Genomic DNA, 25,346 nt, shown 5'->3' on the forward strand with positions numbered 1-25,346 from the left:
TACGTCGGGCTGCCGCTGGAGTCCTGAGTCGCGGTTTGACGCGCACGACGCGGCGCCGGCCTCACTGCAGCATGAAGGTCTGGTATTCCAGTTTTCGGAACAGCCGCTGCACCAGGGTCAGGCCCAGCAGCAGCGCACCCAGCAGGGCCAGGGCCAGGCCGTAGCCGAAGAACTCGGCCCCCAGCTCGATCGACCAGCGAGACAGCACGAGGTTGAGCACGACCAGGCTCAACGTGATGGCCACCACTTCGCGCCGCCGGTCGAGGTAGTACAGCACGTTCAGCACGGCCAGCAGCATGACCTGGAAGCTGGCGGCTGCTGCTTGCACGAGGAACAGCGGAATGTACAGATCGCTGATGCCGATCCAGTCGAACAGCGACGGGACGAAGGTGTAGACGGCCAGCAAGGTGATCGTCTGCACCTTCATGATCTGGTACAAGCCTTCGCGCACGGTTTCTTGCATGCGGTCGTGGTAGTGCGCGATGTCGTACAGCGAGCCGCCTTCGCGCACGGCGTTGTAGAACTTGTCGTACCACTCCACGAAGTCGGTTTCGAATTTGACCAGGAAGATGCCCATGCCAGGGATCACGCACAAGTAGGCGAGGAACACCGGCAAGTCGTAGATCACCGAGGCGCGCATCCAGCCGATGATGTGCTGCGAGGTCGCCTCCGACCACCAAAACACCAGCTTGTCGATCCAGACACCCAGGTTGTAGAACAACCCGGCCCACAGCAGCTCGGGGTACATCTGGCGTCGGCCGAAGCAGGCCAGCGAGATCGGTTCGCGCAGCGGGAAGTTGCGCAGGATGAGGGCCACCATGCCGAACCACAGCGCGAACTGCCCGCCCAGGAAGCCGGCGAACAGGCCTTCCATGCCCAGGGGGCGCAAGGCCCATGCCAAGCCCACCGACAAGCCGTATCCGCCACCGTACAACCACAGGATCGCCCGATACTGCTTCAAGCCCGACAGCAAGACCGTGGCCACCCAGATGTTGTTGAGCAGCGCAAAGCCGCACACCAGCAGCACACGGTACAGATGGCTGGCCTCGCGAAAACCGAACCAGGCCACGACCCAGGCCAGCGTGCCGCTGAGGGCGGTGGTCACCAAGGTCACCCCCAGGAAGTTGGGCACCACCACCTGGGGGCGTTTTTCGAACAATCGGTCGGCCACCCAGCGGGTGAATGCCAGTTGCAGGCCGCCGGTGAAGATGAGCGAGCCCATGATGAGGTGCGTCACCGTCACCTGGAATTGCACGATCAGCACATCGGGGTAGACCGTGCCCAGCGACAACACGCCGATGGCGATGAGGCCGACGATGGAAAACACCCACGGCCCGGAGCTGATGATGGAGGCGTAGGTATAGGCCCGCAGCAGCCCGAGGTAGGACTCGGTGCGCAGCAGTTTGCGCAGCTCGAAGCCGATGCCAGCCATCAGTGGGTTCCTCCAGCGTCTGGCCAGGGGGCTTCGCCACGCAGGATGGCCGCGACTCGGCCGACCTCGTCGGCCTGCCCTTGCGCTCGCTGGCGGCTGCGCGCCAGCGCATCTTCATAGACCAGGCGGTACTTGTCGAACATGAGCGGTTGGGTGTAGTAGCGCTCGACCCGGGCGATGCCGGCGGCTTGGGCGCTGCGGTAGGCGCCGGGGTCGCCGAGCAGTCGTGCGCAGGCCATGCCCAGCGCTTGCGCATCGGCGATCCCGACGACTTGGCCGGCAGCCCCCAGGGCTTGGTCCTCGGGCCCCAGGCCCTCGATCAATTGCCGGCATGAACCGACATCGGTGGTGACCGCGGGCACGCCGGCCGCAAAGCCTTCCAACAGCACCAAGGGCAGCGCTTCGCTGATCGAAGACAACACCACCAGCCCGATGCGCGGCATCAATTCCACCAGCTTTTGAAAGCCGAGGAAGCGCACCTTGTCTTCCAGCTCCAAGCTGCGCACCAGCTCGTGACATTCGCGGGCGTAGTCGGGGTTTTCGTCTTCGGGGCCGGCGATCCAGCCTTGCAGCCCGGGCACGCGATTGCTGGCCACGCGCACGGCACGAATGAAGGTTTTGACGTCCTTGATGGGCACGACACGCCCGATCAGGCACATCACTGGCGGTGGGGGGTCGGGGCGCTGCGCGCGGGTGGCGGCCAATGGGGTGATGTTGATGCCATTGGCGATGTTGCAGGTGGTGCGAGGGTCGGCACCGTCGGCGATCTGTCGCTGGCGATTGGCCTCGTACAGGGCGATGACCGGGTCGGCGGCGTCGTAGCACATCTGTCCCAGCGACTCGAACATGCGAATCCACAGCTCACGGAAATAGCCGGTTTGTCCCGCGCTGCGTTCGAGCACCGGCAAGTTGTCGCTGATCCACTGTGCCGAGAACAGGTCGATGCGGCGCTCTTTGGTGTAGATGCCATGCTCGGACAGCACCAGCGGCCGGTCGTGGCGGCGTGCCAGCACCGCGCCCAAATAGCCGGCATAGCCGGTCGAGACCGTGTGATACACCTGCGCCGGCGGCAGTTGCTCGGCCAAATCGGCCAGGGTCCACAGCGGGGTGTGCATGGTGCGCACCGTCCAAAAGTAGTCGACGAAGGACGGGTCGGTGCAACGCAACTGATACTGCTCGGTGAGGTACCGCCAGGCCTCATGCGAGTGCAACAGATACGACAGGGTCATGTCCTCGCGCATGAGCTTGAGGCTGCGCGCCAGCAGTTCGGCCCGGGCATGGGCGTCTTGCTTGCGGCGCAACTCCTCGTGCAAGCGTTCGACCACCTCGGCCGTGCGGCGCTGGCCACGCCATTCTCTGGGCGCAGGCAAGGCCGACTCGGCAAACAGGTAGTGGTGCGTCAAGCCGACCACGTTGGACGGCATTTGGTAGCGCGGTGCGCCGTAGTCTTCGGGGCGCGACCCGATGAACACGATGTGAAAGCGCAGGTCGGCAAAGCCGCTGACGATTTGATGCACCCAGCTGGAGACGCCGCCGGACACATAGGGGTAGGTGCCTTCCAGCAGCAGCATCACGTCGATGCGTTGGCCAGGGGCAGGCACACGGTCCAGTGGGGGGCGACTCATACCAGGGCCTCGGTGATGTCACTCAGCGGGCGCGCATCGCTCAAGGGCGCGGGCCGCGAGACGCGTGGCTCGCCGCGCTGCGGGCGCGCCCACACACGCACCACCGGGCGCAGGCGCGGGGCGACTTGGTCGGCGTGCATCGGGCGCAGCACCTCGCGCACGTCTTGGTAGCGTCGTTCCTGCCACGCCAGCTCGGCTGCATAGGGACGCCACATCGTTGGGCTGGCATCGGTGGCGCGCAGCCGCAGCAGCATGTCGCGCGCTTCGCCGTGCGCCCCTTGGGCCAGACTCAGGCGCAAGTGCATCATCAACAGGCTGGGCTCCTCGGGGGTGGCTTCCAAGGCGATGCGGCAGTAGGTGCGGGCTTGATCCATCGTGAAGTCGCGCAAATCGCCTTGGGCCAAGCCTTGGTAGACGAACTCGAGCTGTAGCTCGGCCACTTGCTGGGCTGCGCGCGACAGCACCGGGCCGTGGGCGCCTTGCGCGCGCAAGGCCTGCAGCTCGCGCAGGGCGGCTTGCAGCTTGGCGGTGAGCTCGCGCTCCCAGACCTCGACGATGCTGTAGGCCAGCAAGCGGATTTCTTCGTCGGGGTCGGCCAGCAGCGCACGCAGGGTGGGCACGGCCACGCGCGGGGCCATCTCGCGCAACGCCAGCACGGCCCGGATGCGTTGCGCGCGCGCGCGGCCCGGATCGCGTGCCATGCGGGCGACTTGTCCAGCGGGCAATTCGTCGGGGCGTTGTTCGATGTCCAGGCTGATGGCAAAGACCTCCAGTGTGGGCGCCTCGCGCAGATGGTCGCGCCGGCGCACGCGCGCTGGCAGCGCATGGGCCAGCCAAGCGGCCAGCACCACGCCCACCACCCCCAACACGGGCATCATCAAGGCCACGGTGTAGGACAGGGCCAGCGACCAGCGCTTGGGCCGTTGCAAAGGGGGCGGCAGGAGCTTCCAGCCCAGCAAGGCGGTGGGTGCGGCCGCTGCGGCGTGGCCGGCCCAGAAGGCCCAGTACATCGCCGGATCGGGGCTCCACAGCAGGGCCAAAGCGCCAGCTTCCAGCGCCACTGCGCCACTGGCCAACTTGCTCAGGCTGGTCGTGTCCATGGCGGCTCAAGCGGTGGTGTGCAAATGGCGTCGCACCTCATCGCGCAGCTGCGCGAAGCTGTGCGCGGCCTGGATGTCGTAGATCGACGGTTCGAACTCGCCGGCCAGCGCGGTTTGCAAGACCTCGCGGGCTTGTCGCAAATACGCGTCGAGGGTGGCTGCACTGCTGAGCGGCAGCACGGTCACCCAGGCCACGCGGCCCGTGGGGCCGGTCAATTGCCAGCTTTCGCTTTCCACCGGTTGGGCCTGCTCCATGCGGGCACGCGCGTCGGCTGGCAGGTCTTTGGGCAAGGCCCACAGCACGGCATGGCTGTGCAGCCGAGCGCGGCGGCTCAGGCGGACCAGCGCCGTCCATTCTTGTTGCAACTCGATGGGGGCCTCGGGCCAGGTTTCTCGCTGCTCACCGACGCCTTGTTCCCGTTCGACGAAGTCGCGATAGGCATCGACCAGCACTTGCAGGCGCTGCAGATTGGTGTGCTCGAAGGCCATGAAGGGCATGGTGTGGGCCACCAGCAGGGCTTGCACTTGGCCTTGTTCGTCGCTGCGCAAGACCGCGGCATACACCCAGTCGCTGGTGTCCACATCGCCCAGGGCTTCCTGGGCGATGTGGGCCGCATGGCCATTGTCCAGCACGGTGGCGATCAGGGGATGGGTGTCGTCGAGCTCGGGCAGCTCGTGGCCGAGCACCGCGGCCTGATGCCAACCGCTCGGTTGCGCGGGATCGCGCACGAAGATCGCGGACTCCACGACCCGGCACGATTGGCTGAGCAACTGCAAGAACCCGACGGCTTGCGGCAGACGGATGCGTTCGGCGTCGTCGGCCTCGGGGTGGGTGCGCTGCCACTGCGCGCACAGTTGCCGAAAGTCCAGCAAGGCATCTCGCAGCGTCAAGGGGCGGTCCACCAGTTCTTGTTCCAGCGTGGCCAAGGCTTCTTTGACGATGAACAGCCGGCGCTTGGTGCGCTCCAGGCGCACGCTCAAGTCCCGGGCGGTTTCTTGGTGCAGGCGTTCGCTGCGCCGATACGCGGAGCCGAATTCGCCGAGCACGAGCGTCATCAAGGTGCCGCCGAGAAAAAATTCGCCGGGAAAGTGCCCCCCGCTGGGCCCGAACAGTGCCACACCGGCCACGGGCGCGCCGTGTTGCCACCACCACACGATGGCATACAGCGCCGCGCCGGCCAGTCCATAGCCCGCCCCGTAGCGCACGGCCGCCAGCCAGGCGCCGAACCACACCCACGGAAAGGCGGCATGCAGCGCCAGCGGATCGGACGGGTTCAAGCGCCAGGCCACCCCCAGCGCAATCACCGGCAGCAAAGCGCTTTCGGTCCAGGCCCACCAGGCGGCGGTGGTCGCGCGCGGGCGCCACACCCGGCTCAGCCAGGAGCGACGGCGGCGCAGTCGGCTACGGGCCCGTTTGGACAGCATCAGCGCGGGCCCTCGCTGGTTCCGGCAGCGCGCACTTGCACGCCTCGCAACAGCTCTTCGATTTGCGCTTGTCCCACGGCGGCCAAGGCTTGATAACCCCAACCGGTGCGTGCACCGGTGGCCGACCAGACGACCTCGCCGCTGCGCAGGTCGATCAGTTGCAGGGTCAGACCGACGGCGGGCTCACCGTCCACGCCGCTTTTGTAGCGCCATTCGGTGACCGTGCCGGTGAGGGCCCAGGTGGCGCCTTCGCGCCGCGCCCACTGCAGGGCTTCGGACGTGCTGGGCGGCACACTGGCCTGCAGCGGGTTGTCGGTGGGGGCTTGGGGATAGAGCGTGGTTTTCAGGCCGCGCTGTTGCAGCAGGGACAGCAAGATGGCCTGGGCGCGTCGGTCGGCGTAAGCCGCCTCGGTGGCATTGTGCAAGGGCAAGACGGCCAGCGTGTCTTGCGCTGCGATCGTGAAGGCGCGCGGCGGCAGGGCTTGCACCGCGCAGGCGCCCAGGCTCAGGCTCAGCAGGATCGTCCAGCAGACGCTCCACCAGCGGCGCGTGGTCATCGAATCGTTCATGGGCGAGGCTCCTTGGGCATGTGCTTGGTCGGGTGGGTCAGCTTGAAGGGGGTCATCGATCGAACCAATGTCGGTATTGCCATTGCACGGATCGGCTGGGGCCGGTGTCGGACTGACTGTGCTGCACGCTCAACTGCCACTCATCACCGCCCAGCAAAGGGCCGCGCCAGCCGAGGGATGCGCTGGGCACCAAGCCGTTGCGGCGGGAGTGCGCCAGGCCCAGTTCCAACTGCGGCCACCAGCGGCGCGAGGCCAGACCGTCGGCTTGTCCCCAGCGCACGCTCAGTCCGACTTCGTCTTGCGAGCCGGGCATCACTTGCGCGCCGGACAGCCCGGTGTCGCCCGAGGCCAGCCAGCGGCCCAGCTCGGGGCGGGGGGTGTCGTCGGTCCGTTCGCGCCGCACCGCAGCATACCCTCGCACGGCCAGAACCGGTTCGGTGCGGCGCAGCCAGTATCCGGCCTCGGCGCGCCATTGGCTGGCCTGACCGAGCCGGCCGCCGGCGTCGGTGTGGTAGCGCGCCAGGCTGAGCTGGGTGCTGGCATACAAACGCCCATGCGAGCCTTCCCACTGGGCTTGTAGCTGGTGACGGCGGGCTGCCACGCGCAGCAGCTCGGTGTCCAAGACAGGCGCATCCAGTGCGACATGCAGCTGCAGGCGCTGATGGTCGGTGAGCTGGTAGCCGGTGTCGAGCCCCCAGGTGTTGCGGCGCGCACCCAGTCCGTGGGTGCGCCACCAAGCCCCCAGCGACCAGCGTTCATCATGCCAAGTGGCGCTCAGTCCCCCCATCCGAAGGTCCGAGGGCAGGGGCGCCAGCAGGGAGTCTGTGCGGCGCCTCAGCTGCTCTTGGCCCAGGTGCGCTTGCAGGGTCCAGCGTTCGCCCCAGGCCAGGTCGGCTTGCACTTGGGTGCGTTGTATCGACAAGCCGGCCAGCGTGTCCTGTGTTTGCTCCAGGCGCAGTTGATGCGCTTGCTCGCGTTGCCGCTCGGCCGTGAGGGTGGCGATGCTGCGCAGGCGCTGCGGATCGTCGTCGCGCGCGGCGGCGGCTTCCAGTTGTGCGCCCAGCGCGGCCAGGGCGCTGCCGCGCTGGCCGATCGCCCAGGCGGCTTCGGCCTGGTCCACCGGGCTGAGGGCGGCGCGGCCGGGGTCCAGATGGTCGCGCACGCCCTGGACGTCGCGGTGCGCGAGGGCGCGCAGCACGCGCAAGCCCGCGCCGAGGGCCCCGCTCAGGGTGCGGCGGGCCAACCACCAATCGGCCCAGGAGTCGAGCTCCATCGCCAACAAGGCGTGCACCAGGTTGGCGTCGACTTGCGTTTGGCTGTCCGCGTCGAGGTCCCCCAGGCGCAGGCGCTCGCGCAGCCCGGCCAGCAGCGCTTGTACTTGCTCTGGGGGCATGCGCCCGGTGGCCAGGCGCAGTTGCAACAACTGCGCTTGCAAAGCGCGCGCGGCCTGGGCCGCATCGGCCGGCGCGTCGGTGCCGGAGCGAGGCGCTCGCAACAAGGCCCAGGCGCGCTCACGCGCGTGTCGGGCCTGAGCCTCCTGGCCGAGTTCTTCGAGCACCTCGGCATAGGCGGCCAGCCACAGCGGGTCGTGCTGGCGTTGCTCCCGCTGCGCGCGCATCAGCCGCAGCGCCCAGGCCGGGTGGTCGAGCGCGCGCACGGCTTCGGTCAATACCAGGCGCCCTTCGGGGTCGCGTTCGAGCCGCTGGGCATGCTCGGACAAGGTGTGCCGCAAATCGTCCCAGCGGCGCTGATCGACCAGCCAACTCACCCAGTCGGTCAGGATGGAGACGTCTTGCGGTGCCAGCGCGTGGGCGCGTCGCAGCAAGGGCTCGGCGCGCTCGCTGCGGCCCAACAACCGCCACACCGCGGCTTGGCGCTGCAGCAGGCTCGGTCGCTGTCGGACCAAGGCCCCTACGGCGGTCTCGGCCATGGCCTGTTCCCATTGACGCAAGGTGTGCACGCTGGGCTGCTCGGCAATGACATCGAGCCACAGCTCGGCCAAACCTTCGGAGGCACCGCGCAGCCACAATGCCGGGGCCAAGCGCAGGGCGGCTGCAGCGCCGTCCAGGCGTCGCGTCAAGGTCAGCAGACGCTGGGCCCGATAGTCACTCATCTCGGCATCGTTGCTTTGGGCTTCACGGTACAAGCGTTCGTAGTCGCGCCGGGCGTCTTGGTGTCGGCCCAGTTCCCAGGCCAGATCGGCGCGCAATTCCAGATAGCTCTCGCGCAGCGCGGCAGGGGTGGGTGCCGGGGGATCGGGGGCGAGCAGGCCGGCGGCTTCTTCCAGGCGCAAGGCGATCAGCATGGCGCTGGCGGCTTCCAGGCGGGCTTCGGTGTCGAGCCAGCCGCCGCGTGCGGCGCGCCGGTATGCGGCCAGGGCGTCGTCGATGTGTCCTTCGTTCCACAGCAAGGCGGCCAAGACGCGATCCAGCGCGGGGTGCTGGGCCGCGGCCTGTCGTGCCACTTCGACGGCTTGCTCGCTCAGGCCTTGCTGGCGCAGCAAGTCGATGTAGCTGCGCCACTCTTCGGCCGACAAGGTCGATGTGGCCGCGCGCGTGCGCCAGTAGCCGATCAAAGCGTTCCAATCGAACAGGCCGGGAGCCAGGGCGCGCACCCTTTGCTGCGCCAGACGGGCGACAGGGCCGCGCATCAGCTGCACCCACAAGGCCAAGGCCTCTTGGGGGCGGCCGCTCCATTCGAGCACGCGGGCGTGCCGTTCGGCCCACACGGTGCTGTGGGGCGCGAGACGGCGCGCTCGATCGCTGATGGCCAAAGCAGCGGCATGGTCCCCTGCACTGACGAAGATCGCCCAGGCTTCTTCCAGGGTGGCTTCATCGAGGGTCGGGGCTGCGCCCAGCCTCTCGGGTTCGTGCAGCCGCAGGGCCAGGCGCAGCCAGCGCGCGGCGGTTTGCGGCTGATCGGTCATCAAGGCCAAGCGGGCCAGCAGCCAGGCGTCGGCCTGTGGCACCGGTGTGCGCGCGGCCAAGGCCTGGGCGGTGTGCCAGGCCCGCAGGGGTTCGTTGGCGCTCAGCCAAGCCTGGACGGCGGCGCGCCACAGGGCCGGTTGGGCCGCCGCCGTGCTGGCTCGCGCGGCTTCGGTGAGCAGCTCGGCCGCTGCCCGTGGGCGCGCCAGCCCGAGCAAGCGGCGCGCCAAGGCCTGGGCTTGCGAGGGCGCACGGCGTCCCCAGGTGCCGGCTTGCTTCAACCAAGGGCTTTCGGCCTCCAGGGCCTCGAGTTCGTGCAGCCGTTCCAGCGTGTCGATCCAGGCCTCTGCCGAGGTGGGGCGGCGCTGGGCGAGGTGTCCCAGCAGCCAGCCCCGCCAGCGCTCGGCCTCTTCGAGACGGCCTTCGGAGCGGGCGGCGCGCCAGGATTGCAGCGCCACGCGCTCGCGCAGGGCCTGGGCCGAGGCGTCCTCCACGGTTTGCAACACGTCCCAGGCGCGCTGCACCTCGCCGATGGCCAGATAGCGCTCGGCCAGCAGCCGCAGCAGCCGTGCATCGCCCGGGTGCAAACGCAAGAGGTTGTGCAGGTAGTCGATGGCCAAGGCATGATTGGCCGAGCGTTCGACCAAGCGCATCAGGCCCTCGCCGGGAAAGACGATGGCCAAGACGGCCAGGCACACGCCGCCGACGCCCAGCAAGGCGCCTCGCGGTAGCAGTCGGCTACGGCGAGGGTCGTCGGGCGACACACTCAGCAGTGGGGCCCGGGGCGGAGCCTCGGCGGTGGAGGCTGGCGTGTTCAACCCGGCAGGCATTGCACCTCGAGCCAAGAACTGGCGCTTTGCATCACGGCCAACGGGCCCTCTCGCCGCAGGCGCGCAGAGGTGAGCACTCGCCAACCGGCGGGCAATTCCACGCGCAATTCCACCGGCACATGGCCTTGTAGCCGGGCCTGCCAGCCGCCGTCGGGCCGTTGTCGAAACGCCACGATCGCGGCGTTCGCATCGACGATGCGAGCGGCCGCAGCGCCGCTGCGCAGCTCGGCCCGGTCGGCCGTGAGGTGCACATAGCGCAGCGGGCCATGGTCCTGCCAGCCGGCCACCTGTCGGCTGCGACTCACCGAAGGCGGCTGGGCGGCGCGGGGCTGTCGCCATTGCCGCAGCGGCGCAGGGCTGCTCAAGCGCCAGCTGCCGTCCAGCCGCCGTCCGACGGCCGCCGCCCGCCACGCATGCACGGTGTCGTGATACTGACGCGCGGTGATCGGATGCAGGGCTTGGTCCAGCGCCCAGGCAAATGCCGCATGCAGCGCCTTGGCGCCGGCCGGCTGGGTCACGAGATATGGATGAAAGTAAATGTTCACTGGCTTGAGTCGGTAGGGCCCATCCGTCATCGTGAAGGTATCGACCACGTGTTCGTAGCCGGTATACGGGGGCTGCCAGTTGTTCGTGTAATCCATCTCATTGGATGCGGGGGCGTAGACCTGGTACTCGGCTTTTTTGGGCAGGCCCATGGGCCACAGCGCGGTCAGGCTGGGGCGCAGGCGGCTCATGGTGCCACCGCCGCCGTTGAGCGTGCCCAGGCCGGCTTGCCGCGCCAGTGCCAATGCCGAGGGGGGCGGGTTGCAATCCCCCGACCACAACAACATCTCCACCGGTTTGCCGGGGGGGCAGAGGCGATCGGCGATCCAATCCTTGGCCCCGACGATTTCGGTGCGCATGTCGAAAACGTAGCCGGGCAGCTTCAGGTGGACACCGTAGTGCAACTCGTAGGAGGCATCGGCCTTGCCCGAGGCTTCGCCCCAGTGAAACGGATGCGACCAGGTGTGGCTGGCGGCTTGCACATGGGGCAGCGCCAGGGCTTGGCGCGCCCATTCCTGGGCCAGCGCAGCCTGCTCGGGAAACACCCCTTGCTCGCTGAGTTCCCCCACGATGAACGAGGCGGTGATGGGGATCCGGTAGCGCATCAAATACTCGCGCACCAGGTACTCGCCGGCCGTGGGCGTGCCAGGCAGGTTGCAGCGATTGAGCCAGCCGTCGCCGTCGAAATGCACGAAAAAGGCGCGGCGGCCCACGCAGGTGGTGACATCGGGCATGGGGTCGAGTCCCCGCCGCAAGGCGCGGCGCAGGAACTCGATCGGCTCCACGCACCAACGGTGGCCCAGCCCCCCGGGCAGGTTGTACAGCGCAAAGCCTGGCAAGGCGTAGCCGCCCCAAGGCGTGATGGCCGCACCGTCCATGCGGCGCCCCTGGTCGTCCTCGGCCCACAGCCACACTTGCGCCTGGGCGTTTGCGCGCAGCAACACGGAAGCCTCGGGCAACACGCGGGGCAAGGCTTCGGCGGCTGGAACGTCCGGGGCGCGCCGCACCTGCACCGGCGCTTGCAGCCGGCCCGAGGTCAGCGTGGCGCCCCAGCGGCTCAGCAGGGCCGCGGGCACTTGGCCCAGCAGCACGACCGGCACGCCCTCCGACCGGGCACGGTCCAACAGCGGCACGGCAGCGTCGGCATGGGCCACATTGTCCAGGTAGAGCACCACGCCGGCGTAACGGCCCGCCAGGGGGCCGACCGGGGCCGGCGCATCGACCGCGAGGTAGCGTGGCACCAGGCCCAAGGCTTCCAAGGGCAAGGCGCCGTACAAATGGGCCGAACGCTGTCGGAGCTCCAGATGGTGGGGGTCGACCGGATCGTGCAGCAGCAGCACCTCGCGCGGCACGGCTTCGATGGCGCCCACCCCGAGCGTCTCCAGCGCCGGATCGGCCACCCAGGGGATCAATCCATGGGCGGCGATGCGTTGCGCCGTCTGCCGGGCCAGGTCGCGCTGGCCGAGGGGCACGTAGTCGATGGCGATGCCGGGCAGGCCCCGGCGCTTGAGTTCGGCCCAACGCTGCAACAGCCAGCGCCGATCGGCCTCGGGCACCTCGACATAGGTGTTGCTGGCGGCATCGTAGCGCCGATACAGGGATTCGGCGGCCACGGCCACCACGTGCGGGGTCAGCTCCTCGTCGATGAGCTCGAACCCACGATTGAGCATCAGCCGCACCTGCGGCCAGCGCCGCACCATGGCGCGCAGGGTCTCGCGCAGGGCTTGGGCTTGGGCGCCGCGGCTGGCCTCGTCCGTGGCGAACAGCAGGTAGGCGTCGAGCGTGTCGAGGAAGAAGGCTCGAAAGCCAGCGTTCCACAGCGGCGCAATCACCCGGTCCAGGAAGAAGGCTGGCCAGCCCGGCGCGCTCTGGTCGATCACCCAGGAGCCCCAGGCTTCATTGCGTTGGCGCACCCAGGCCGAGGGCAGGGCCGCAGCATAGGGGCGCTGAGGGTGGACCTCGCCCACAGACACATAGGCAAAGGCCAAGCTGTGCGGCGCCAGCCAGGAGGCCACGTCGGCACGCGCGGCCAGCGCGTGCTCGGGTTCGAGCACGACCCAGTCGTACAAGCGCAAGGCATCCAGCGGCGGCTGCGGGCCATAAAAGAAGGCAACGGCCGGATCGTCGCCGTCGCCGACGATCATGGAACTGGGGGTGGGGCTGGTTGTTTGGGCTTGGATCAGCGGCCAGGCGCTCCATCCGGCGGCCCATGCGGGCCATTGCCGCAGAAAGTCGCGTCGATGCATCACGGGGCGCATTGTCGTTCAGCCCCTGGCAGCGCGCCGTGGCGGCGCGCCAAAGCCGGTCGGCTGACTTGGGCTTACGGGTTGGGGCCGCGCGGCCTCGCACCACCGGTCAGTGCACGAACCCGATCGGGCTGCGACGTGTGCCCAGATCGGGCAGGTCGCGCACCTCGATGCGGCTGCGCCGCTCGAGCTTGGCGTTGCCAAAGGCCGTCATCCAGGCGCGGCGCATCTCGCGCGGGGCCAACTCGGCCAAGCGGTCCAGCACGGCTTCCTGCGGTTCGGGCTCGAAGCGCGCGCCCCAATCGTGCTCGGCGCGGATGGAGGCATACAAGCGCAGCGCGATCTTGCGCGCGGCCTCGCGGTCCGGCGCGGGCACGGTGTAGACGTTCATCCGGTTCAGGATCGGCTCCGGGATGGCGCGCTCGTCATTGGCCGTGGCCACCCAGATCACTTGGCTGGCGTCGATGGGGACTTCGGCGAACTCATCGGTGAAGCTGCCGGCCGTGTCGTGTTCGAGCAGGCTGTACAGCGAGCCCAGCGGATCGTAGGTCGAATCGGCCGAGGCTTTGTCGATTTCATCGACCACGATGACCGGGTTGGCATACTGACCTTCCACCAAGGTCTCGAAGACCTTGCCAGCACGCGCGCCCTTCCATTGCGATGAGGCGCCCGAGAGCACCCAGCCGGCGGTCAGGGAGCTCATCGCAACGAACCCCATGCCCGTGCCCAGCAGCTGCGCCAGCCGCCGGGCAAAGTGTGTCTTGCCCACCCCGGGCGGGCCCAACAGCAGCATCGGCGTGATCTCCAGCGCGTCGCGGCTGTCCTCGCACAGGGCGAGTTGGCGCTTCACGTCGTCGAGCACTTCGGTGAAATTGGGCAACTCGTCGTACAGCGGAGCCATCGCCGGCAGGCCCGAGGGCTTGACTTGGAAGCGCTCGGGGCCGCGTTCGATCATGCGCTCATACGTGGCGCGCAAATGCTCATGTTCTTTTTGCGGCAGCTTGTCCAGCCGGCGCTCCACGTCGCTGAGGCGGTAGACGCTGCGCATGTGCGCGATCGGAATGGTGGTGTCTTTCACGGGAACCAGATCATGCGAGCTCATCGACAACCTCCACTGCTGCGGCCGGTGGGGTCATTGCAGCAAAGCCTAGCGGGATGCATGTCCCGATTAAACGGGGAAACCCCCGCCTGTTGATGGCCGAAGCCCGGCCCGGGCCGCATCACGTGAAGATTCGCACATACCAAAAGCCAGTGGTCTTCGGGGGCTTTGCGCAACCTGCCGTGCGCATCGACGCATGAGAGCCTTCCCGCGGCCCGCCTGTTCCCCTGCTTGAGCCCCGTCCCTGCGCCCCGGGGCTGCGGTGGGCCCGGGGGGGGGGCTGCGCGGCTTGCCGGGGTCTACTTCACCCAGGTGTTGAGCTGGATGATGGGCAGCAGCACCGCCAGCACGATGAGCATGACGATCACGCCCATGCCCACGATGAGCACAGGCTCCAGCACGGTGGCCAGTTGCAGGGCTCGGCGTTGCACCTCCTGGCCCAGTTGGGTCGAGGCCCGCGCCAACATCGTGGGCAAGGTGCCGGTTTGCTCGCCCAGGCGGATGAACATCGCCAGCAAGCCGGGAAAGCGTTTCTTGCTGGCCAGTGCCGCGGCCAGGGGCGCTCCTTCGCGCACCTGCACCAGGGCGTCCAGCGCATCGGCACGCAGTGCGCGATTGCTCAGCGTCTCGGCTGCGGCTTGCAAGGCCTTCAGGATGGGCACCCCCGCGCCGGCCAGCATGGCCAGAGTGCCGGCAAAGCGAGCGGCGTTGTACCCGCGCGAAAGCCGTCCCAGCAGGGGCAGGCGCAGCCAGGCCGCATCGAAACTTTCACGGAAGCCGTCATGGCGCAAGGCATAGGCCAGCAGCACGCCAGCGCCGGTGAGGCCCAGCGCGGCCAGCCAGCCCCACTGGCGCACGAAGTCGCTGAGGCCCAACATGGCCACCGTCAACCAGGGCAGGGCGCGTTTGCTGCCGGTGAACACCGAGGCCACTTGGGGCACCACATAGGTGACCAGAAAGACCACGATGACCACGGCCACCAGCGAAACGATGGCCGGGTACAGCGCCGCACCGACGAGTCGGGCCTTGAGGGCTTGGCGCTCCTCCAGGTCGTCGGCCAGCTTTTCGAGCACCTGACCCAGCCCGCCGCTTTGCTCGCCTGCGGCCACCACGGCCCGGTAGATCTCGTCGAACTCGCGTGGGGCCGTGCCCAGGGCTTTGGCAAAGGACGAGCCGGCATTGACCTCGCTGCGCAGATGCGCCACCAGTTCGCGCTGGCGCGGGTCCTCGGCCTCGTCGGCCAGTGCGGTCAGGGCCCGCTCCAGCGGCAGCCCCGAGCCGACCAGCCCGGCCAGCTGGCGGGTCCAGATGGTCAGGGCCGTGGTGCTGAACACCCGTCCACGCAGACGCACCGCACCGGGCGTGTCGGCGACGGCCCCGATGGGGCTGACCGACAGCGGCACGAGCTTTTGCGCGCGCAGTTGCGCACGCGCCGCCTTGGCATTGTCGGCTTCGATCAGGCCGGTGCTGGTGCGCCCGGCGGCATCGAGGGCTTCGAAGCGGTAGGCCGGCATGGGCTCAATCCCGCGTCACGCGCAGCACCTCTTCCAGCGAGGTGATGCCTGCTTGCACGAGGCGCTCGCCGTCTTCGCGCATGGTGCGCATGCCGCCTTGCTCGGCGGCCACGAAGATCTGCGATTCGGCGGCGCGGCCGTGGATGAGCGCACGGATCTTGTCGTCGGCCACCATCAGTTCGTAGACGCCGGTGCGGCCTTTGTAGCCGCTCATGCCGCATTCCTTGCAGCCCACCGGATGCCAACGGCCGGATTCGTCCTGGCGCTTGCAGTGCGGGCACAGCTTGCGCACCAGGCGCTGGGCCAGCACCCCCAACAGGCTGGAGCTGAGCAAGAAGGGCTCGATGCCCATGTCGATCAGCCGGGTGACGGCCGAAGGCGCGTCGTTGGTGTGCAGCGTGGCCAGCACCAAATGGCCGGTCAGCGAGGCTTGGATGGCGATTTGCGCGGTTTCGAAGTCGCGGATTTCCCCGATCATGATCACGTCCGGGTCTTGCCGCAAGATGGCGCGTAGCGCCTTGGCGAAGGTCAGGTCGATCTTGGGGTTGACTTGGGTCTGCCCGATGCCGGGCAGTTCGTATTCGATCGGGTCTTCCACCGTCAGCACATTGCTGGTGCTGGTGTCGATGCGGCCCAGGGCGGCATACAGTGTGGTGGTTTTGCCGCTGCCCGTGGGGCCGGTGACCAGCACGATGCCGTGAGGCTGGTCGATCAACCGAGAAAACCGCGCCAGGGTGTCGCCGCCCATGCCCAGGCTCTCCAGTGTGAAGCGGGTGTCGCCCTTGTCCAGCAGGCGCAGCACGGCCCGCTCGCCATGGGCCGAGGGCAGGGTGGAGACGCGCACATCCACCCCGCGGCCGCCAATGCGCAGCGAGATGCGCCCGTCTTGCGGCAGACGCTTTTCGGCGATGTCGAGCTCGGCCATGATCTTCAGCCGGGAAATCAGCGCCGCATGCAGGGCCTTGTTGGGCTGCACCACTTCGCGCAAGGTGCCGTCCACACGGAAGCGCACCGAGGAGCTGCGCTCGTAGGGCTCGATGTGGATGTCGCTGGCTCCGTCCTTGGCCGCCTGGGTGAGCAAGGCGTTGAGCATGCGGATGATGGGCGCATCATTGGCGGCCTCCAGCAGATCCTCCACCGCAGGCAGGTCTTGCATCATGCGCGACAGGTCCACGGCGCTTTCGACCTCGCCCACCACCGCTGCGGCACTGGACTCGCCGCCGGCATAGGCCGCGGCGATGCGCGGGGCCAGGCTGGCCTGGGGCTCGTGTTCGAGGCGGTCCACCCGGAAATGGCGCAGCACTTCGGACAGTGCCGGGGCGGCGGCCTGGGCGTCGGCCCACAAGGTCAGCTGTTGGCCATCGTCTTCCAGCAGCAAGTGGTGGGCCTTGGCGAAGGCGTAAGGCAAAGGGTATCGGGCAGCCATCGCGACGCGGGCCTCTTCAGTTCGGGGGCGCTGCAGGGGCCGGCACTGGGGGTGTGGCGGCATCGGCCGGTGGCGGCAGCTCGCGCGCAGGCAGCACCGGGGCTTCGTTGACCGGCAGCAGCACCCGTGGCACCGGCTGGGAGGCCAGCTGCTGAGCGCGCATGTGGTCGTAGCGGTCCCAAGACAGGCGGTTGGAGGCGTCCTGATCGCGCATCACCACCGGACGCAGAAACACCATCAGATTGGTTTTCACGCGCGAGCGGTTCTCGCTGCGGAACAGTCCGCCAAGCACCGGCACGTCACCGAGCACCGGCACCTTGTCGCGGTTGTCGGTGAATTGGTCTTGCATCAGCCCGCCCAGCACGATGATCTGGCCGTCATCGACCACCACGCTCGATTCGATCGAGCGCTTGTTGGTGACCAGTCCCGCGGTGGCATCGGCCACGCCTTGCGAGACGTTTTGGTTGACCACGCTGGAGACTTCTTGATAGATCGTCAGGCGCACCGTGCCGTTTTCGCCGATTTGCGGCTTGACGCGCAGGGTGATGCCCACGTCCTTGCGTTCGATGGTTTGGAACGGGTTGACCGTGCCGCTGCTGCCGGTGTTGGCGTACTGGCCCGTGACGAAGGGCACGTTCTGGCCGATGGTGATCTTGGCCTCCTCGTTGTCCAGCGTCACGAGATTGGGCGTGGACAGGATGTTGCCGTCCACGTTTTGCTCCAGGAAGCGCGCCAGCGCAGCCAGCGAGTAGGTGCCCAGGAAATTGCGCACGATGCCCACGTTCAGGCCGGCCGAAGGCAGCGAGCCGCTTTGCCCGCCGGTGGCCGCGGCCAAGGACAGCTGGATGATGTTGTTGCCGCCGCTGCCGAAGTTGGTGCCGCCGATCAGCCCCCATTTGTCGCCGTCTTTGCCCAACAGCCCTTGCCACTGGAAACCCACGTCGGCGGCCTTGGTGGCATTGACCTCGACGATCATCGTCTCGACATAGACCTGGGCGCGTCGCGAGTCGAGTTGGTCGATCACCGCGCGCAACTGGCGGTACAGCGGGTCGGGGGCGGTGATGATCAGCGAGTTGGTGGCCGGGTCGGCCTGGATGAAGCCGCCGGTGGACGGCTGCGCCGTGGCGGCCACCGGGGCCGTGGCCTGGGTCGAGCCGAGGCTGCTGCCGGCGGCGCTGCCCAGCGTGGCGCCGGTGGCGCTGGCCGGCGCGCCGGTGAGCGTGCCGCTGCCACTGCTGCTGGCGCTGCCGCCGCGCCCGTCGCTGGGGAAGGCAGCGCGCAGCACCTGGGCCAGCCGCACCGCGTCGGCGTTCTTCAGATAGACCACGTGGATGTTGCTGCCGCCGGCGCCGGCAGCACCGGGCACGTCGAGCTTGGCCACGATCGAGCGGATCAGCGCCAAACGGGCCGGGTTGGTGGCGCGCACCAGCAAGGCATTGGTGCGTGAATCGGCCAGCACCACGCCGGCCGAGGTGCTGCCGCCGGCCACGGCTTGCGCGGCGCCTGGGGCGGCGGCGGCCGGGGCGTTGCTGGCGGCCGTGGCGGTGCTTTGCTGATCGACCAGGCGCTGCACCAGCACGGCCACGTCGGCCGCCACCGCGTGTTGCAGCGGGATCACTTCCACATCGGTGGCATTGGGCAGGTCCAGCGCGGCGATGATGCGCGACAGCCGCCGCAGGTTGTCGGCATAGTCGGTGATCACCAGCGAGTTGTTGCCCGGGTTGACGTTGATCGTGTTGTTGGGGCTGATCAACGGGCGCAGGATGGTGACGAGGTTGTTCGCGTTTTCGTGTTGGATGCGGAAGATCTGGGTGAGGATGGTGTCTCCGCGTGCGGCCACGCCCGGCCCGGCGGACACCACGCCGGTTTGCAGCTTGGCGTCGGCTTCGGGCACGATCTTGTACAGGCCCTCGACCTCGACCACCGCAAAGCCCAGGCCGCGCAGCGCGGCCAGGAAGCTCATGTAGGCCTCCGCACGGCTCATGGGCTGCTCGCTGTACAGCGTCATTTGCCCTTTGACGCGCGGGTCGATGACGAACTGGCGGCGCAGGATCAGGCCCATCGCGCGGGCCACGCCGTCGATCTCGGCATTGACGAAATTCAGCGTGACTTGGCCGCTGGCGTCGCCGGCTGGCGCCTGCGCCCAGACCGCCACAGGGGTGCACAGGCACAGCAGGCCGGCGGCCAGGGCCGCTCGCAGGGCTTGCAGGCCACGTCGAGCCGAAAGAATGCGTTCCATGCTCATCCGATCGAGATGACCGAGCGCGCGCCATCACGCCGCCCGATGATGTTCAGAAGATTGTCCAGCGCGTCCTGGAAGCCTTCGCTGGCGCGGGCCTCGCCTCGGAAGCGTACGCCGCTGGGCCCCCAAAGGCCATCGCCACTGAGCTGCAGCGCGCCTTCCCGGGTGGACAGCACGATTTGCACCTGGCCCTGCTCGTTGCTGAACAGGCTCAAGCGATAGCTTCCCAGCTGACTGAGCGTGACCAGGGGCGAGGACGCGTCGAGGATGTCCAGGTCGGCGCGGCCTTGCACCAGCCATCGGCCGGCGGCGCTTTCCAGCGTCAGGCCCGGGCTGGACAGCCGCAGCACGCCGCCGAGCTGCAACGTGTTCCAGGGCGTGCCCAGGCCGCCCAGCAAGGCGCTGGGCCATTGAGCCGCCCAGTCCGGCGGGGCTTGCAGTTGCACCGACAGGCGCGACCAACCGGCGCGCACACGCAGTCCCACCTCGCCATGGAGACAACAGGCCTGGCTCAGCCGCACGCTGACGCCCAGACCGGCGGGCCGCAGCCTCCAGTGCAGGCGCCCGGGCAGGGCCGTGGCGTCGCGGCTGCCCGGGCCGCCAGACAGCACCAGCACCGCATCGCCATTCCAGACCGTGCCCCGGGCCTGCGCCAGCAGCACGCGTTCGCCGCTGGCGGCTGCCACGGCCGAGGCCAGCCACGTGGCCGGGGCGTACAACAGCACGGCCAGCAGCGCACCGGTGAGGGCGCCGGCCCAGCTCCAACGGCGCAAACGGGCTTGGCGGGCCCGGGCGGCGGCGCTGGCGGCCGAGTCCAAGCGCGACACGGGGAAGCGCGAAGCGCCGAAGCGGGACGGTCCGAACTGCGAGACCGCAAAGTGCGAATCCCGTGCATCGGTCCGACGGCGGCCGGCGCGCCAGCGGCCCAGGCGGGTGGCCAGCCAGCTCATGGCGCGTCTCCACCGAGCACCAGCACGATGGTGCCGTTGTAGCCATTGCCGCTGCGGGTGAGCTGCACATCCACCGGACGGGCCCGCGCCGCATTGCGGGCCTCGCCCAGCCAGGTCCACAGCAGGTCGCCGGGCACGCCTTGCACGACCAAGGTGGCCTGCGGCCCCTGCAGATTCAAGCGGGCTGATGGGCCCAGCCGCTCGGCGGCGGCCTGCAGGGCCCGCGTGGCCTGCGCCATGGCCACCGTGGGCGCTTCACGCAGGCTGCGGGCCTCTTGGGCCAGGCGCTGCATGTGTTGCAATTGGGTGCTGACATCGGCCAGCCGCGCCGGGGTGTCGCGCAAGGTGCGCAGCGCCGGTTGCAGCCCCACGGCCCACAGCAGCGCAAGCAGCACCATCGTGGCGGCGGCGCGGATGAGGCGGCGTTCACGCTCGTCCAGCGCGCTCCAGCGCGAACGCAGCCGTTGCTGCCAGTGCTGACGCAGTTCCTCCAGCGTCATGAGCGCCCTCCCATGGAGCGTCGCACGGTGACTTGAGAGCCGTTGCGCTCCACGGCCCAGCCCTCGGGGGCGAGCTGCCGGGCCAGCTCGGCGATGGCCTCGTCGGGCCAGTCGCCCACCGCCAGGGTGAGTTGCCCGGGCTCGAATCTCAGCCCTTCGAGCACCCGGCCTGGCGGCCAGGCCCGGGCCACCGCTTGCAGCATCGGCTCCAGATCGGTCTCCCCCGGGCGGCCGGCACGGGCACGCAGCAGCTCGATTTCACGTTGCATCTGCACGGGCGCGTCGAGCACCGCGCGCACGTGCGGAAACGTGGCCTGCAGCAAGGCCACTTGTTCGGCCCGCAAGGCTTGCAGCTCCTGTCGCTGTTTCCAGGCCCAGGCATTCAGCCCCACGAGCTGCACGCCCAGCAGCACGGCCAGGCCCAGCCGCACGGGACGCCACGTCGGCCCAAGCAGGGTGCTCCAGGCTTTGCGCAGTGCGCGCACACCGCGCGGCCGACTGCTCAGCTCGAACTGGCGCAGGTTCCAGGCCGATTGAGCCGCCTGCAGCGCTGCCTCGGGGCGCGGCCACACGTCCACGGGCTGTCCCAGCATGGCCTCGGCAGCGGCCACGGCCGCCGGTTCGGCGGCCCAGGACACGCCCCAGTCCCCCGATTGCAGCTCGCTGAGGCATTGGCGCAGCCAGGTGCCCGTCGGCTGCAGGGACAGCACCCCGTCGGGGCGGGCCCACACCATCCGCAGACGTTCGTCCTCGCCGGAATCGTCGAGGTAGAAATACGCGCGGCTGGGCTCGCCGGGCTCGGCCGGCGGGACGACCCGATCGACGACGACGCCAGCGGCCTCCAGCGCGGCCAGCTGCGCGACCAACCAGGCCCGGTGGGTCGCGATCACCCAGGTGTCTTCCCCGGCCCGCGCGGCCGGAGCCACTGCCAAATGGGTGTCCTCGGCCTCCTCGAGCAACATCTCCTCCAGCACCCCGACCAACGCGGCCCGCAGGCGCGCCTGCGGGGCTTTGGGCAAGGTCACGCGGTGCCAAGACACATCTTCGGCGGCCACCACGGCTGCGACGCTGTCGGCCCGGGGCAGCAGGGCGGGCGCACAACGGCCGTGCCGGTGGGGCGTCAGGCCGTCGCGGCTCCACACATAGTCGTACTCGCTCGGCGCGCGCAATGCGGCGGCCGACTCTGCGGCGGAGTCGCTGTGCGCACTCAGGCGCGGCCTGGGGGCCAGCGAGATGACGAGCACACTCATGGAAGGCGTTTCAAATCAACACATTATGCGCATCCCTTCACCCCTGGTGTGAAGAAATGTCGCGGCCATGTCCCCGGGGGGACATCGCCAGCCGGCCCGACCGGGGGCTTCAGCGCCCCTGGTCAAGCACCAGGGCGCTGCGTTCGCGCCACAGCGACACCACCTGCAGCCCCCGTCGCTCCACCAGCGAGCGCTCCTGCACGGCGCGCTGATCGATGCGCAACTGCCCCAGCACCTCGAAGAAGTCCGAACTGACGCCGACTTGCTGGTCCGACAAATTCGTCCCCGGGGGCAACAATGGGGCGGCTTCGGCCAGGCTGCGAAACGGTGAGCGCTGGCGATGCTGCACCAGCCGGTCGGCACTGGCCAGGTCCACGCCGAGCACCGCAGCCAGCACCTCGCGCGAGGCGGTGTTCAGATTGACCGGCGTGGGCCGAGGCAGCACGGCCACATAAGGGGCCAGCGCCTGCACCGTGGCGGCATCCAAGCCGAGCCAGCCCAGCAACTGCGGGGTGGGTGGCATGAGGGGGCGATCGGCGGCGGCGTCTTGCCCGGTGGCCGGCGCGGCAAAGCCGGCGGCGAGCCGATCGGCCGTGCTCGGGTCCACATGGACCAGCTCGCACAAGCGCTGCAGCGCTTGCCGGTGGGGCTGCGCGGCATCGGCGGCTTGCGCGAGATTGGTGAGATTGAAGCGGCCTTGCAAGTCGCTCATGCGTCCGGCCAGAAAGGCATCCGGCGCGGCCTCCGCGTCGCCGGGCTGGACGGCCAGAAAGGTGGACAGACGTGCTTCGGCCAGCGGCGTGGCCCAGGGCTCGGACAGGTGATCGACCGAGCCGGAGCGCCGGTCTTCGCGCAGGATCAGCCGGGCCCAGTCCAGCGCGCCGGTGAGGATCCACGACGCCTGCGCACGGCTGCGCTCGGCCGCTTCGATCTGCACCGAGCGCCACTGCCGCCACAGCATGCCGCTGGCCAAGGTGGCCACCACGGTCACGATGATCATGGCCGTCAGCAACGCGGCTCCACGGGGGCGGCGGCGGGCTGCGGTTCTCATTCGGCCCTCAATCGCAACACGATATCGCGCGTGACCTCGCCGGACAGTCCCGACTGCGGCGTCAGCGTCAGCACCAGGCGCACGCCCTGGGGCAGGGCTTGGCTGCGCGGGTCGTTGGCCGACGGGTCGCCCGTGGACTGGGGATTCGTCCAGGCGTTGTTGCGCCAAAAATAAAGTTGCCACTGCGCCACGCCGGGCAAGGCGGCCAGATCCCCCACGTCGCCGTCCAGCAACTGCAACGAGCGCATCCAGGCCTCTTGCAATTCGGCGCTGCGCGTCACCGGCGCGCTGCTCCAGCGATGCCATTGCTGAGCGCGCAGGCTCCACACCACCATCTGCACGCCTTGCTCGCTGCGTCGCGTCAGCCGCGCGGCGCGGCCGTCGAAGCTGAGGGCCGGCACCACCCGCGTGTCATGCAGCGCGGCCAAATCGGCTTCCCATTGCGCCAGCACGGTGTTCAGCCGCAGCATCTGATCCAGCCGGGCCTCGGCGATGTCCTTGGTGCGCACGATGCCGTCCACCCCGCGCCAACCCATGGCCGCCACGATGGCCAAGATGCTGACGGTGACCAGCACCTCGATGAGTGTGAAGCCTCGGCGTGGCCGCATCTTCAGTACCGGGGCAGGATGGTCGACAGGCTCACCAGCGGCAGCCCCTCGGGGGTGCTGACGCGGGCATCGACGCGCCGGAAATTGGGGTTGGGCGTGGGTCGGATCTGCAACAGCCCCACATACGCCCGGCCGGCTTGCTCGCAGGCGAAGCTGGCGTCCCCCACCGAGGGGAACTGCCGCGCCAGCACCAGGCCGGCGAGCTGATTCTCCGCGCACCACTGCGCGGCCATGTTGTCGCTCAGACGCTGCGCGTTGCTGCTGAGCGCACCGGCGGCTTTGAAGCCGGCGGACAAGGCCAGCGCCACCACCGCCAGCGCCACCAGCACCTCGATCAGCGTGAATCCTCGTGTCCCAGGCTTCATGGCACGATCGCAAAGGCTTGCAGACCATCGGTGGCCACGGTCAGACGCCGGTCCTCCAAAAACAGCGTCACGCGCTGCGCCCCGATCAGCGGGTCCGGACCGAGCGTCAGTCCACCGGCCCCATAGACCTCGGCACGCACCCCCTCATGCAACCAGTGCGTGGGCAGCGCCAGGCCATCGGGCAGGCCGACGAAGCGAAAACCCTGTTCGGTCGGGACCCAGCGCACCCCCACGCCCGAAGCCCGTGACTCGACCCGGGCCGATTCCAGCAGCGCGGCCAAGCGCTCGGCCTCGCGTTCCAGCGCGGTGGCCTGCGGATCGCGCACCGCCAGGCTGAGGGTGCCCACCACCACGGCCATCAGGCTCACCACGATCAGCAGTTCCAGCAGAGTGAAGCCGCGCCGGCGCGCCCAACCGAGGGCACGGCCGCCGCACCTGGGAGCCGCCCGCATCATCGCCAACCCTCGCACCGACCTGGCGGATCCGGCCGCGCCGAGGGGGCCGAACGAGGCCATGGCACGCACACCGCAGGCGCCACCGGGCCCGGGGCGGTCACTGCCAAGACCCGATGTCCGCGTTCAGGCCGTCTCCGCCGGCCTGGCCGTCGGCGCCGAAACTGAACACGTCGATCTCGCCGCGCACACCGGGGTTCAGATATTGGTAGGGGCGTCCCCAGGGGTCATTGGGCAGCTTGTCGAGGTAGGGCCGCCAATTCGGCGGAATCGGCGCCGTGGTCGGCTTGGCCACCAGCGCCTGCAAGCCTTGCTCGGCCGTGGGATAGCGTTGATTGTCCAGGCGATACAGCTTGAGCGCCTGCATCAGATTGTTCACGTCGGTGCGCGCGGCCGTCACCCGGGCGTCGTCGGCGCGGTCCAGCACATTGGGCACGATCAGCGCGGCCAGGATGCCGATCACCACCAGCACCACCATCAGCTCGATCAGCGTGAAGCCGCCGTGGTGGCAGGGACGGGCGGCGCGCGGCCGCCAAGAGGTCGAGGTCGAAGTCATGGGTTTCGCGGGTTCAGGGTCCACCGAAGCAGCGGCAGCAGGCCGCCGTCTGCGCGCAGCATAGCGCCAGCGCCGAGCCGCGCAGGTGAGAGCCCACCTCGCCACTGCCGACGGCCATCCATCATAATGGGACCATGATCGCCCAACTCGGTGCCTTCGTCATCTGGGCCTTGGCCGCCGCCAGCATGGTGTTCTGGGCCTTGCGCCTGGGCAGCGCACCGCTGCCAGTGCCGCCGCATGCCGGCACGGTGGTGGCTTCGTCCGGCAGCGCCGTCTCCGTGCTGCGCTTGTTGGGCGGTGGCCCCCAGCCAGCCGGCCCGGCGGCTCCGGCGCCCAGCGCACAAAGCAGCCGCTTCAAACTCGTCGGCGTGATGGCGCCTGCGCCCGGCAGCCCCGCGCCAGGCGCGGCGCTCATCGCGGTGGACGGCAAGACCCCTCGCGCCTATGCGCTGGGCAGCGTCGTCGATGGCGACCTCGTGTTGCTCGGCCTGAGCCACCGCAGCGCATCCCTCGGACCCCGCGAGGGGCCCGCCACGCTCACGCTGGAGCTGCCTGCGCTGCCGGCGCCTCAAACCGGCACCTTGCCGGTGGCACGTCCCGAGGGCCGCACGTCCTGAGCCCGGCCCCGGCTGCGTCGCT

At 69.1% G+C, this 25,346-nt stretch carries 20 protein-coding genes; 1 reads left to right on the forward strand and 19 read right to left on the reverse strand.

Annotation, left to right across the window (positions count from 1 at the left end):
• Window positions 1-61 precede the first annotated feature (61 nt).
• The 19 genes from pelG to gspG all read right to left on the reverse strand — a co-directional run bounded on the left by pelG (window position 62) and on the right by gspG (window position 24,707).
• Window positions 62-1,432: an exopolysaccharide Pel transporter PelG gene (pelG, locus tag CTA01S_RS13145; RefSeq protein WP_062196189.1), complete on the reverse strand. Its 1,371-nt coding sequence runs from the start codon at window positions 1,430-1,432 to the stop codon at window positions 62-64.
• Window positions 1,432-3,057 (reverse strand): GT4 family glycosyltransferase PelF, encoded by a 1,626-nt coding sequence (gene pelF, locus CTA01S_RS13150; RefSeq protein ID WP_062196191.1) that lies wholly within the window; start codon window positions 3,055-3,057, stop codon window positions 1,432-1,434. Before pelF ends, pelG begins: the two co-directional genes overlap by 1 nt.
• Window positions 3,054-4,157: a tetratricopeptide repeat protein gene (locus CTA01S_RS13155; protein ID WP_062196193.1), complete on the reverse strand. Its 1,104-nt coding sequence runs from the start codon at window positions 4,155-4,157 to the stop codon at window positions 3,054-3,056. Before CTA01S_RS13155 ends, pelF begins: the two co-directional genes overlap by 4 nt.
• Window positions 4,158-4,163: 6 nt before the next feature.
• Window positions 4,164-5,582, reverse strand: coding sequence for a hypothetical protein (locus tag CTA01S_RS13160; RefSeq protein WP_019561340.1), 1,419 nt, complete (start codon window positions 5,580-5,582; stop codon window positions 4,164-4,166).
• The gene (locus CTA01S_RS13165) at window positions 5,582-6,151 is read right to left on the reverse strand and encodes an LpoB-related protein (protein WP_019561339.1); all 570 of its coding nucleotides are present in this window, start codon (window positions 6,149-6,151) and stop codon (window positions 5,582-5,584) included. Before CTA01S_RS13165 ends, CTA01S_RS13160 begins: the two co-directional genes overlap by 1 nt.
• Window positions 6,152-6,203: 52 nt before the next feature.
• Window positions 6,204-9,905: a tetratricopeptide repeat protein gene (locus CTA01S_RS13170; protein WP_062196195.1), complete on the reverse strand. Its 3,702-nt coding sequence runs from the start codon at window positions 9,903-9,905 to the stop codon at window positions 6,204-6,206.
• Complete coding sequence (locus CTA01S_RS13175) at window positions 9,890-12,694, reverse strand: bifunctional glycoside hydrolase/polysaccharide deacetylase family protein (protein ID WP_232301062.1); 2,805 nt, start codon at window positions 12,692-12,694, stop codon at window positions 9,890-9,892. Before CTA01S_RS13175 ends, CTA01S_RS13170 begins: the two co-directional genes overlap by 16 nt.
• A 109-nt stretch (window positions 12,695-12,803) precedes the next feature.
• Window positions 12,804-13,796, reverse strand: a complete 993-nt coding sequence (locus CTA01S_RS13180; protein WP_062196199.1) for an AAA family ATPase — start codon at window positions 13,794-13,796, stop codon at window positions 12,804-12,806.
• Window positions 13,797-14,092: 296 nt separating this feature from the next.
• On the reverse strand, window positions 14,093-15,307 hold the full coding sequence (gene gspF, locus CTA01S_RS13185) for a type II secretion system inner membrane protein GspF (RefSeq protein ID WP_062196201.1): 1,215 nt from the start codon (window positions 15,305-15,307) through the stop codon (window positions 14,093-14,095).
• Between the two features lie 4 nt (window positions 15,308-15,311).
• Window positions 15,312-16,733, reverse strand: a complete 1,422-nt coding sequence (gspE, locus tag CTA01S_RS13190) for a type II secretion system ATPase GspE (protein WP_019561334.1) — start codon at window positions 16,731-16,733, stop codon at window positions 15,312-15,314.
• Window positions 16,734-16,749: 16 nt separating this feature from the next.
• Window positions 16,750-18,978, reverse strand: a complete 2,229-nt coding sequence (gene gspD / locus CTA01S_RS13195; RefSeq protein ID WP_062196204.1) for a type II secretion system secretin GspD — start codon at window positions 18,976-18,978, stop codon at window positions 16,750-16,752.
• Entirely contained in the window at window positions 18,975-19,925 is a 951-nt protein-coding gene (gene gspN, locus CTA01S_RS13200; RefSeq protein ID WP_198150879.1) for a type II secretion system protein N, read from the reverse strand. Before gspN ends, gspD begins: the two co-directional genes overlap by 4 nt.
• Window positions 19,922-20,425, reverse strand: a complete 504-nt coding sequence (locus CTA01S_RS13205) for a type II secretion system protein M (protein WP_062196206.1) — start codon at window positions 20,423-20,425, stop codon at window positions 19,922-19,924. Before CTA01S_RS13205 ends, gspN begins: the two co-directional genes overlap by 4 nt.
• Window positions 20,422-21,675, reverse strand: coding sequence for a type II secretion system protein GspL (gene gspL, locus CTA01S_RS13210; protein WP_062196209.1), 1,254 nt, complete (start codon window positions 21,673-21,675; stop codon window positions 20,422-20,424). Before gspL ends, CTA01S_RS13205 begins: the two co-directional genes overlap by 4 nt.
• 109 nt (window positions 21,676-21,784) lie before the next feature.
• Window positions 21,785-22,726 carry a type II secretion system minor pseudopilin GspK gene (gene gspK, locus CTA01S_RS13215; RefSeq protein WP_062196211.1) on the reverse strand — a complete coding sequence of 314 codons (942 nt, stop codon included), beginning with the start codon at window positions 22,724-22,726 and terminating at the stop codon, window positions 21,785-21,787.
• The gene (locus CTA01S_RS13220; RefSeq protein WP_062196213.1) at window positions 22,723-23,334 is read right to left on the reverse strand and encodes a PulJ/GspJ family protein; all 612 of its coding nucleotides are present in this window, start codon (window positions 23,332-23,334) and stop codon (window positions 22,723-22,725) included. Before CTA01S_RS13220 ends, gspK begins: the two co-directional genes overlap by 4 nt.
• A gap of 2 nt (window positions 23,335-23,336) precedes the next feature.
• On the reverse strand, window positions 23,337-23,699 hold the full coding sequence (gene gspI, locus CTA01S_RS13225) for a type II secretion system minor pseudopilin GspI (protein ID WP_019561327.1): 363 nt from the start codon (window positions 23,697-23,699) through the stop codon (window positions 23,337-23,339).
• Complete coding sequence (locus CTA01S_RS13230) at window positions 23,696-24,154, reverse strand: pilus assembly FimT family protein (RefSeq protein ID WP_062196215.1); 459 nt, start codon at window positions 24,152-24,154, stop codon at window positions 23,696-23,698. The genes gspI and CTA01S_RS13230 overlap by 4 nt, the downstream gene beginning before the upstream one ends.
• A 97-nt stretch (window positions 24,155-24,251) precedes the next feature.
• Window positions 24,252-24,707, reverse strand: a complete 456-nt coding sequence (gspG, locus tag CTA01S_RS13235) for a type II secretion system major pseudopilin GspG (protein ID WP_062196217.1) — start codon at window positions 24,705-24,707, stop codon at window positions 24,252-24,254.
• A 134-nt stretch (window positions 24,708-24,841) separates the two neighbouring features.
• On the opposite strand from gspG, the gene CTA01S_RS13240 reads away from it, so the two are divergent.
• Entirely contained in the window at window positions 24,842-25,324 is a 483-nt protein-coding gene (locus tag CTA01S_RS13240) for a hypothetical protein (protein WP_062196219.1), read from the forward strand.
• Window positions 25,325-25,346: the final 22 nt, after the last annotated feature.

It is taken from the genome of Caldimonas taiwanensis NBRC 104434, from assembly GCF_001592165.1.
Classification (GTDB): domain Bacteria; phylum Pseudomonadota; class Gammaproteobacteria; order Burkholderiales; family Burkholderiaceae_C; genus Caldimonas; species Caldimonas manganoxidans.

Excerpts from the sequence above, each read along its gene's own strand:
- pelG (WP_062196189.1), bottom strand. The coding sequence starts at position 1,432 with ATGGCTGGCATCGGCTTCGAGCTGCGCAAACTGCTGCGCACCGAGTCC.
- pelF (WP_062196191.1), bottom strand. The coding sequence starts at position 3,057 with ATGAGTCGCCCCCCACTGGACCGTGTGCCTGCCCCTGGCCAACGCATC.
- CTA01S_RS13155 (WP_062196193.1), bottom strand. The coding sequence starts at position 4,157 with ATGGACACGACCAGCCTGAGCAAGTTGGCCAGTGGCGCAGTGGCGCTG.
- CTA01S_RS13160 (WP_019561340.1), bottom strand. The coding sequence starts at position 5,582 with ATGCTGTCCAAACGGGCCCGTAGCCGACTGCGCCGCCGTCGCTCCTGG.
- CTA01S_RS13165 (WP_019561339.1), bottom strand. The coding sequence starts at position 6,151 with ATGAACGATTCGATGACCACGCGCCGCTGGTGGAGCGTCTGCTGGACG.
- CTA01S_RS13170 (WP_062196195.1), bottom strand. The coding sequence starts at position 9,905 with ATGCCTGCCGGGTTGAACACGCCAGCCTCCACCGCCGAGGCTCCGCCC.
- CTA01S_RS13175 (WP_232301062.1), bottom strand. The coding sequence starts at position 12,694 with ATGCATCGACGCGACTTTCTGCGGCAATGGCCCGCATGGGCCGCCGGA.
- CTA01S_RS13180 (WP_062196199.1), bottom strand. The coding sequence starts at position 13,796 with ATGAGCTCGCATGATCTGGTTCCCGTGAAAGACACCACCATTCCGATC.
- gspF (WP_062196201.1), bottom strand. The coding sequence starts at position 15,307 with ATGCCGGCCTACCGCTTCGAAGCCCTCGATGCCGCCGGGCGCACCAGC.
- gspE (WP_019561334.1), bottom strand. The coding sequence starts at position 16,733 with ATGGCTGCCCGATACCCTTTGCCTTACGCCTTCGCCAAGGCCCACCAC.
- gspD (WP_062196204.1), bottom strand. The coding sequence starts at position 18,978 with ATGAGCATGGAACGCATTCTTTCGGCTCGACGTGGCCTGCAAGCCCTG.
- gspN (WP_198150879.1), bottom strand. The coding sequence starts at position 19,925 with ATGAGCTGGCTGGCCACCCGCCTGGGCCGCTGGCGCGCCGGCCGCCGT.
- CTA01S_RS13205 (WP_062196206.1), bottom strand. The coding sequence starts at position 20,425 with ATGACGCTGGAGGAACTGCGTCAGCACTGGCAGCAACGGCTGCGTTCG.
- gspL (WP_062196209.1), bottom strand. The coding sequence starts at position 21,675 with ATGAGTGTGCTCGTCATCTCGCTGGCCCCCAGGCCGCGCCTGAGTGCG.
- gspK (WP_062196211.1), bottom strand. The coding sequence starts at position 22,726 with ATGAGAACCGCAGCCCGCCGCCGCCCCCGTGGAGCCGCGTTGCTGACG.
- CTA01S_RS13220 (WP_062196213.1), bottom strand. The coding sequence starts at position 23,334 with ATGCGGCCACGCCGAGGCTTCACACTCATCGAGGTGCTGGTCACCGTC.
- gspI (WP_019561327.1), bottom strand. The coding sequence starts at position 23,699 with ATGAAGCCTGGGACACGAGGATTCACGCTGATCGAGGTGCTGGTGGCG.
- CTA01S_RS13230 (WP_062196215.1), bottom strand. The coding sequence starts at position 24,154 with ATGATGCGGGCGGCTCCCAGGTGCGGCGGCCGTGCCCTCGGTTGGGCG.
- gspG (WP_062196217.1), bottom strand. The coding sequence starts at position 24,707 with ATGACTTCGACCTCGACCTCTTGGCGGCCGCGCGCCGCCCGTCCCTGC.
- CTA01S_RS13240 (WP_062196219.1), top strand. The coding sequence starts at position 24,842 with ATGATCGCCCAACTCGGTGCCTTCGTCATCTGGGCCTTGGCCGCCGCC.